General features: G+C 19.1%; 10 protein-coding genes. 1 reads left to right on the top strand and 9 read right to left on the bottom strand.

All coding sequences use genetic code 25. The features are described from left to right. Positions 1 to 315: 315 nt before the first annotated feature. Genes VAMP_RS03650 through VAMP_RS03620 form a run of 7 tightly spaced genes read right to left on the bottom strand, consistent with a single transcriptional unit; the run spans position 316 to position 4,540 of the window. The gene (locus tag VAMP_RS03650) at positions 316 to 777 is read right to left on the bottom strand and encodes a hypothetical protein (protein ID WP_213349406.1); all 462 of its coding nucleotides are present in this window, start codon (positions 775 to 777) and stop codon (positions 316 to 318) included. 20 nt (positions 778 to 797) lie between these two features. Further along, positions 798 to 2,036, bottom strand: a complete 1,239-nt coding sequence (gene tilS, locus VAMP_RS03645; protein WP_213349403.1) for a tRNA lysidine(34) synthetase TilS — start codon at positions 2,034 to 2,036, stop codon at positions 798 to 800. Beyond that, positions 2,020 to 2,412 carry a hypothetical protein gene (locus tag VAMP_RS03640; RefSeq protein ID WP_213349401.1) on the bottom strand — a complete coding sequence of 131 codons (393 nt, stop codon included), beginning with the start codon at positions 2,410 to 2,412 and terminating at the stop codon, positions 2,020 to 2,022. Before VAMP_RS03640 ends, tilS begins: the two co-directional genes overlap by 17 nt. Positions 2,413 to 2,429: 17 nt before the next feature. Then, on the bottom strand, positions 2,430 to 2,864 hold the full coding sequence (locus VAMP_RS03635; protein WP_213349398.1) for a hypothetical protein: 435 nt from the start codon (positions 2,862 to 2,864) through the stop codon (positions 2,430 to 2,432). 21 nt (positions 2,865 to 2,885) lie between these two features. Then, entirely contained in the window at positions 2,886 to 3,350 is a 465-nt protein-coding gene (locus tag VAMP_RS03630) for an NUDIX domain-containing protein (RefSeq protein ID WP_213349396.1), read from the bottom strand. A 27-nt stretch (positions 3,351 to 3,377) separates the two neighbouring features. Then, positions 3,378 to 3,860, bottom strand: a complete 483-nt coding sequence (locus VAMP_RS03625) for a hypothetical protein (RefSeq protein ID WP_213349392.1) — start codon at positions 3,858 to 3,860, stop codon at positions 3,378 to 3,380. Positions 3,861 to 3,862: 2 nt separating this feature from the next. Continuing rightward, positions 3,863 to 4,540 carry a hypothetical protein gene (locus tag VAMP_RS03620; RefSeq protein WP_213349389.1) on the bottom strand — a complete coding sequence of 226 codons (678 nt, stop codon included), beginning with the start codon at positions 4,538 to 4,540 and terminating at the stop codon, positions 3,863 to 3,865. Between the two features lie 121 nt (positions 4,541 to 4,661). Here VAMP_RS03620 and ruvB point away from each other — a divergent pair, with 121 nt between their 5' ends. Beyond that, positions 4,662 to 5,612 carry a Holliday junction branch migration DNA helicase RuvB gene (gene ruvB, locus VAMP_RS03615; protein ID WP_213349386.1) on the top strand — a complete coding sequence of 317 codons (951 nt, stop codon included), beginning with the start codon at positions 4,662 to 4,664 and terminating at the stop codon, positions 5,610 to 5,612. A gap of 194 nt (positions 5,613 to 5,806) precedes the next feature. Here the strand turns inward: ruvB and VAMP_RS03610 are convergent, their stop codons facing one another. Beyond that, positions 5,807 to 7,168, bottom strand: coding sequence for a PilZ domain-containing protein (locus tag VAMP_RS03610; protein WP_213349383.1), 1,362 nt, complete (start codon positions 7,166 to 7,168; stop codon positions 5,807 to 5,809). Between the two features lie 10 nt (positions 7,169 to 7,178). Beyond that, positions 7,179 to 8,219, bottom strand: a complete 1,041-nt coding sequence (locus tag VAMP_RS03605) for a hypothetical protein (RefSeq protein ID WP_213349381.1) — start codon at positions 8,217 to 8,219, stop codon at positions 7,179 to 7,181. Positions 8,220 to 8,889: the final 670 nt, after the last annotated feature.

Below are 8,889 nucleotides of genomic sequence, written 5' to 3'. Positions count from 1 at the left end.
TTGATATCCTATAAGTATAGAAATATTGGAATGAAATATAAATGATAAATCTACATTACAATCAAAGGTAAATGAATTAAAAGAAAGATTTAAAATAAAAGAAATTATATTTGTTTTTGATAGGTGAATGAAAACAAATATAAATTTGGAATGTAATATAGACTAGTGTTATTTACACAAAAAGATATAAAAGATAAAAAATAATATATTTATTATAATGAAAAAAATCATAATTTCAAGAGAAAATACAATAATACTCGCCACTACAAAACTAGCTATTTTTGTTTACAAAGATGGGTTTAATGAAAAAATATTTTATATTTTTTTATATTTTTTGTAAATTAAAAACATAAATAAACTAAATAAACATGTAGAATAAAAAAAAGCTTTATTCATAGTATATACAAAACTACTTCAACTTATTAATTTATTTGAATTGGAAATAAGGTTTGAATCAAATAAGTTATCTTGAGATAAGAGATCCTCGGTATAAGATATATCCAACATAAATTTATTATTAAAATTTTTTAGAGAATTTGTGGAATAATCTTTATTTTTTATGAAATCAATATGATTTTTGAAAATTATATCTAATGCTTTATCCCATGAATAAAAATTTTCTTTATTTCTCAAGATTTTTAATGTATAATCATATATAAATAGATCATATAAATCTACTATTTGTTTTTTAATTTTTGTTCTATGTTTTTCTGTGATTTTAAATCATATTAATGATATAATTAATAGTAAGAACCAAATAATAAAAAAAGTAGTCATAGTCATTTTATTTTAGTTATTTAATTAAATTTTTCAATTATTGTATTTCAATCAACAATAACTGCCACTAGATTTCTTATAAAAAAAGGATATTTATTTTTTTTTAGATATAAATTAAATTTTTTATTTCAATAAATATCATTTTTATTTGGAAATCTAATATTATATCATATTTTTTTATTATCTATATGTATATTATAACCATAAAAATTTATTTTGCCAATTTTATTTATTTTTTGAGATATATTAGAGTAATCCTGTTCCCAAAACTTATTTTTTCATTTGTAAATATAAATTTTATTATAAGATTTAAGAAAATATATTCATCATAAATATTTATATCAAGAGGAAACATTTACAAAAAAATTATAAAATTCATCAATTAATCTTGATGATATATTTTTGTATAAATTAAATTCATCAAATAATAAAACAAGATCTTCTTTATTTTTTATATTTGTTTCTAATAAATAGAAAAAATCATAATCAACAATATTTGGTAATGGAAATTTAGTATATTCTATTATAGAATTTTTTTCAATATTTTCAATGTTTTCATATAAATTTATGAAGCTTTTCAAAAAAAGTAAATTTCAGTTTTTATCTTTGTTGGAAATTTCATAAAATATTTTCAAAATATTATTTCTAATAAAATTTCTTTGAGAAAAATCAACATTATCATTTGTATAATCTTGAAAATATGGAATAGAAAATTCATCACAAAAATCTTTTATTTTATCTTTGGGAATATCTAATAATGGTCTACATATATAATATATATTATTTTTTTTTGAAATTTTTTTCATATTTAATATTCATTTTATTCAAGCTCAACGAAGCATATTTACAAAACTTGTTTCTACACGATCAGTCAAGTTATGTCCCAAAAATAGATAAGAATTTTCATTTAAATTTTGATCAAAAAAAGAATATCTAGCTTTTCTCAAATTATTTTCAGAAAAATTGTCTAATTCATAATTTCAAGATATAAATTCTATTCAATTTTGTTCAAAATAATTTTGTAAAAATATAGATTCTTGAAAAGATTCTTCTCTATATCAATGATTATAATGAAGAACTATTATTTTTATATCAAAATTGAAATTATAAATAATTTTTTGTAGAACAAAAAATAAAAACATACTATCTGATCATCAAGATACTCAAATATATATTTTTTTAATATGTTTTTCTATGTTTTCTATCAAAAATTTATAAATATTACTTTTAACATTTTCAAAATTAATTACATCATTCATTTATTTTTTCTAAGTATTTATGATAATTGCTCACAAAATAAAATTCATTTTCCAAAAATTCGTCCAAACTAGCAGATTTTAATTCTTCATATACTAAATTTAAATTTTGTAATTCACTTGACAAACATGGCATAGATTCAAGATTAATTATTAATTCTCAATAAGATCTTTCCATAGATTGTTTATTTTTTAAATAAACTCATTTATCAGTAAATTTACTATAAATAAGTAATTGAATATTTTCAAGAAGTGTTTTTGGTCAGGATATTATAGAAGTTTTTTCTGCTGGATTTGATTCCAAATAAGTATAAACAAATGATAATAATACAGTTCCTATAATAAATTGAATAATCGCTATTTTTAACTTTTTATTCATTAAATTAATATTTATTTTTATAAAATAATATATTGTCAAACTTTAATAACTTTGGGAGTTGATATATTATTTAACATAATTTCTCTTGAAAAATTTGTCAAATATTCTTTATAATGAAATCGGTCAAAAAATCAAATTGGAATTATAAATCTACTTTTAAAAAATAATAAAGATTCTATATTTATTTTATTATTAATAATATCTACAAATATTGCATCTATTTTTGTTTCAAAATTCAATAAATATTCTTCATTCAAAATAATTATTTTTTTATCAAAATATTTAATTAAATAAGATTTATTTCATATTTTTTCATAAAAAAATCAATCTACTAAATTATCTTTTTTTGCTTCATCAAAATTTATAAATAAATTATTATTTTTTATATCAATATCTAAATTATTATCTCATAATATTGATAAATTATTTCATCACATAAATTTTATTTCCATATAAATTAATAATTTTTTTAATTAAATACTATTTCACATAATTTTATTGTATGCACTCATAAAAATATGTCTTAAATTTTCATAATAAATAAGTCAACTAATTTCTTGTATAGTTGCCCATTTATGATATCATAAATATCATTCTACATTTTCTATTTTAATATCAGAGAAATCTCAAAAATATTCTACTAAATAATAACTTATTTTTTTATCATAAGATCATTTACCAGTATTGCGAAGATTTATCAAAACACTTCATAAATATGATTTTACTTTTATATTTTGTGAATAAATTCAAACTTCTTCTTTTATTTCTCTCACAACTGTATCTATATCTTTTTCATTTTTTTCAATTTTTCATTTTGGTGCAACTCGTTCTATTTTTCCAGAAAGAGCATGTCTTTTTACCAAAAAAAATTTTGGAGTTCAATCCTTTTTATCAAAATAATAAATTATTCAACCTGCACTTTTTAAAACAATAGACATTATTAATTTATTTATTATATAAAATTATTATATAGATTTTTTCATAATATAAGAAATTAATTTTCATATTACTCATTTTTCATTATTTGCTAATTCTTTTGCTATATTTTCTACTTCTTTGTAATCATTTTCTCTTCATTTTTCAGCAATTTCAAAAATAATTTTATCTCTTTGTTCTCTTGTAAGAGAATCAAGATATTCTTTATTTACTTTATTTAATTGATTTTGTGGAATATTGTTTTTAAGATTTTCTAAATCTTTTGTAGAAGAAATTATAGCTTCTTTACTTTCTTTTTTTTCCATACTAGAAAGTTTTTCCAAATAGTACATTAATTCTTCTTTATTTTTTTCATCTATAGCAAAAACTGCTTTATCACATAATTCTTTTGCTTCAAAACTCTGTTCATTTATGGAAAGAATATCTTGTTTTAATTCTATTAACATCTGTGATATTTCAGGATCTTTTATATCAATATTCTCCAAATCATGTATATGTTTTTCAAATTCCATATTTAAATTTGCGAATTATAAGCTTTTAAAAATTTTTGTAATATATTCATATTTTTTTTATAATTTATTCTTACAGGTCACAAAACTGTAATTATTCCTTCATATCAATTTACATTTATTTTTGCATATAAACTTGATATAAATTTATCTTTAGATTTTATAAAACTATATTTTATTTGATTATATCTTATCATTTTACTATTTAGATGTTTGATAATATTTTTATTTTCTATAAATTGTATTAATAATCTAATAGTTTCATAATCTTTCAAAGAATCATTTGTTATTAAATTATTGATTCATAAAAAATAATATTCATCATTTTTCAAAAAACCTACAACTACTCAGTCTGTAGATTTTCAAAGAGATTCTACGATAAATCTAAGTGAATTTCTTGCCATTTTTGCATTAAAATTAAAATCACTTGATAAATCTTCTTCATTTATTAATAAATCATCCAAATAATTAGAAAATCATTTAATTGTTGGTAATCTACCAGCACTATGATAAGGTTGATATAAATATCAGCCTCATTCTAGTTCATTTAAATATTTTCTTAATGTTGATGGAGCATAAGTAATATCTTCCAAAGAATTTAAAAATTTTGAACCAACAGGTTCTCATCTAGAAATATAATTTTCTATTACTATTTTTAAAAGCTCTAAAAGTTTTGGATCCATATTTAAACAATATTATTTATAAATATATATTATATATAGTTTTTTAAGTTGATTTTTCAAGTAATTTTTATATATATATTTTATATATAATTTAATTATAAGAATAAAAAATAAAAAAGATATGGAAATTAAAAAAATAACTACACAAAAAAAGAATGAAAAAAAGAATGATAGACCTATTGATTTTGATGAATTTGTATGACAAGATGAAATAAAAAAAATTTTACAAACTGCATTAGATAGTGCTAAAAAAAGAAATAGTACTTTATGACATATACTTTTTTCATGACAGAGTTGATATTGAAAAACAACAATTGCACAAATAGTTGCAAAAAAATTTGGTGTAAATATAAAAATTATTACTGGATATGCTATTTCTAAACCTTCAGAAATAATATCTATATTGAACAATCTTGAAAAAAAAGATATTTTATTTATAGACGAAATACATAGAATAAAACCTAATATAGAAGAAGTTTTGTATACTGCTATGGAAGATTTTTGTATAGATATGGTGATGCCAGAATGATGAAATGTAAGAATTGCATTAAATGAATTTTCATTAATTTGAGCAACCACCAAATTGGAAAGCTTGACAAGTCCATTGAAAAATAGATTTATATATACTTTCCATTTTGAAAATTATACAACACAACAAAAAAATCAAATAATAAAAGACAATTTAATAAAATTATGAATAAATACTTCAGATAATATAATAGAAAAAATAGGTGAAAAAGTTGATAATACACCTAGAACTATAAAAAATTTTTGTATTAAAATAAGAGATTATTTAATAAGTAAAAATGATTTTTTATCTTTAGAAAATTTTCTTGATAAAAATGAATGGGAAAATTTTGTGAAACGATGAAAACTTGAAAATTGATGAATACAAGAAATTCATAAACAATATTTGAAAATATTATCAGAAAGTGAATGAAGAGCAGTTTGAGTAAGAACTATTGCAATAAAAATGTGAATGAATGAAAAAGCTATAGAAGAAGATATTGAACCACTTTTATTAAAATTATGAAAAATTGAAAAAACAAGTAGATGAAGAATATTATTATAATTTTTTTATCTTTAATGATTCATTCATCTTTAAATAGAATTTTCATATCTCCATTTCTTTGAAATGGAGATGATTTTGTATTATTATGTATATTTATTATATAGTTTGTTATCAAATAAATTGCATTTAATTATACAAATTATTTTTAACAACACTATACAATCTTACATTTTTTAAGTATCATTACATATTTTTTATGATTTAACACTATTTTCATAAGATTTTTTAATATTCAACAATTTCAATTCAGTATTCAAATCTATTCATTCAAAATGTCATCCAAATCTTATATAATTTTCATTAGCCTCTTTTCGATCTACAATAAAATTAAATTTAATATATCATCATTCATCTTTTAATTCCAAAAATAACTGATCTCATTTATTTAATACAGTTCAATCATTTTTAATAACTAATCATATTCAATTTATTCATATATCAAGCATTTTTGCTTTTAATACATTATTTACCAATATATCATGAGATTCTTTAATATTATCTACTTGTTCTTGTATATTATCATCTGCTACTAATACAGTTCTATGAAAACTTCTAACAGTATTAAATCTTTCCCTACCATCTTTAGTATTTGTTTTTTCAGTGTAAACCTCTTGTAATTTAAGATTACTTACAAAACTTCAAAATAAATCATTTAGATAATCAACATATGATACATCAATATCTCATTTTAATATTTTTATCTTTTTTTCAAATCATATTTTTGAATTTAATAATTCTTTTACAGATACTGGTACAGAATATAATCTATTATCAAATGAGTCTCAATTACTTTTTTGTACAAAATATCATTTTTCCAAATTAGAAACTTTAAATTCATTCATCTTTATTTCAAGTGATTTAATTTTATTATTTAATTGATTTTTTTCAGTTAATGTTTTTTTCTCTAAATTTGTTGTTGTATTTAAATCACTTTTTAATTCTTGTCTTCTATCCTTTATTATATTTAAAACTTTTTCCAATACTTGTTTTTTTTCATCGGATAATTTATTTAATTTAATTTCTCATTTTCTAACTTTTCTCTCTATTTCATAATAATCTTTATATTCTGTATCATAATTTATTCAATCATTTAACTTAAACAATAAATTTTCTTTTTTCTTTTTTAAATCAATCAAAAATTTGGAAAGATTTAAATAATCTTTATATAAAGTATCTAATGTATCTATTATTTTTCATATATTAAATAAAAATGAATAAATTATATTTTTATTATCTTTCTTATCTACAAGTTCATTTATATGCAAATAATCTCATATAATTTCATTTCAAATACTTTTTAATATTTTTACTTTATGTCAAATAATTTTACATCATTCTGCATTTTTTATCAAAATATCATTTCAAATGATCACAGAATCTTTTACATTTTCAACTATAATTGTTCAATTTTCTGATATAATATTACTATTATCAATAATATCTCAATTAATTAATATTTTTCAATTTACTGTTTCTATTTCTCATCATATACATTTTCAATTTATAGTTATACTTCATCACTTGGAATATATATTTCAATAAATATTTCATTGCACAGTACAATCATTAACTAATAATTCATATCATTTTTTTTATATCTCACTGTAAATTAAATTCAGGAGCAAGAATATTTAAAGATCAAGTTTCTTCATCAATATTTCAAGAATAATCTGCTTTTGTTAAAAGATTTATTTTTCATGTTTTTGGATCAATATCTACATATCAATCTTTTGTAGCAATTATTTGTTGAACTCAATCTACATTTCTTATTTTAGTTCATTCTCATGAATAATCTTTCAAATCTATATTATTTGAAGAGATTGAAACATCATTACCAAACATATCTCTATAAGTTTTTCATGATTTAGGAGCAACTAATTCAGCAATAATATTTAATCATTCATATGCAAATGTCATAGGGAACATTTGTTTATAAGAAGATCTATGAGCTTTATCAGAATCATTTTTTGAACAAAGATCTCTTACTATACTCTCTTCTTTTATTGCTTTATTAGATTTTCATCATTTTAAATATTTAATATATGATTTTTTCATTCAATCTTTAAATTCTTGTACTTCTTCACTTTCTGCTACTACTTGGATTGATTTAGCCTCAAGTCAATTAACAACATTATTTATTAAATCATAATTAATTCAATATACAATTCAATTTTGCAATAATGTCATTATTACTTTATCATATTCTGCATTAAATTCTGTATCAGTTTCTTCATCATAAGTAACAAAAAAGTCAAATTTTGCACAATTTGATTCTATTTTTAATTTTGATTCATAAATTTCTTTTTCATACGAATCAAACTTTTTAAATCAAGCTCACAAAATTAAACTTTTTTTTCAATTATTTACACATTCCATAATACCAAAAATATTTATATCCTGTATACAATATCATCATTTATATATTTCACCTATTAATTTTTTTAAAAAAAGTTTATTGTCTTTTTTTTCTCATAAATTTATACTTAATCATAAATTAGTTTTTTCAATCTTTGCTCAAGATCATTCTATTATATCATAAATTTCTTTATTAACACCAAGATTTTTACTTTCACTATTTACATTTTTATTTTCTGATAATCTATCCATAGAATAAAATTAATTTATAAAATAAATTAATACTTATATACTTAAAAAAAACAATAAGTCAATATTTTTATATCTAATTTTCTACACCTAAATTAAAAAAATAGTAGAGTTGTTTACAGTTTATATAATTCATTTTCTTATATTTTATTAATTTTAAAGCATTTAAACTTAATTTTAATGCCTCCTTTATACATATTTTTTCATAAATTTCCACTAATTACACCTTTTTTATTTATTGTTTTTATTAGTTCTTAATTAACTTTTCAAAGTTTTTTATCTTTAATTACTGCAGAAGACTAGAAAATACAATAATACTCGCCACTACAAACACATCTAGCAAAAGATACAAAAAAAGTAAAACATAGAAATAATATTGTTGGCTCTTAAAGAATCTCTTAATTGAAATACTTCTAATGTTAGTAAACATAAAATAGAAGATTTGGAAATTATTTAAACAAAACAATATTGAAGTATTACTATTTTTAAATTATTTAATCAACAAAATTAATTATTTTTCATAAACAACATCAAATTCTCATCATTTTTTGTTCCAATTTATTCATATTTTTACTATCTCGTCATCTTCGCTAAACTGTGGTAAATATTTTTTATTTATTTGTTCTATCGCTTTTTTTGCACTATTATTTACTTTCGCCTCTATTATGTAATA

The sequence above is a fragment of the Candidatus Vampirococcus lugosii genome (assembly GCF_018420025.1).
Lineage (GTDB): Bacteria > Patescibacteriota > Gracilibacteria > Absconditabacterales > Absconditicoccaceae > Vampirococcus > Vampirococcus lugosii.
The sequence above is the reverse complement of the archived record's forward strand: the minus strand, read 5'-3'. Positions and strand labels throughout refer to the sequence as shown.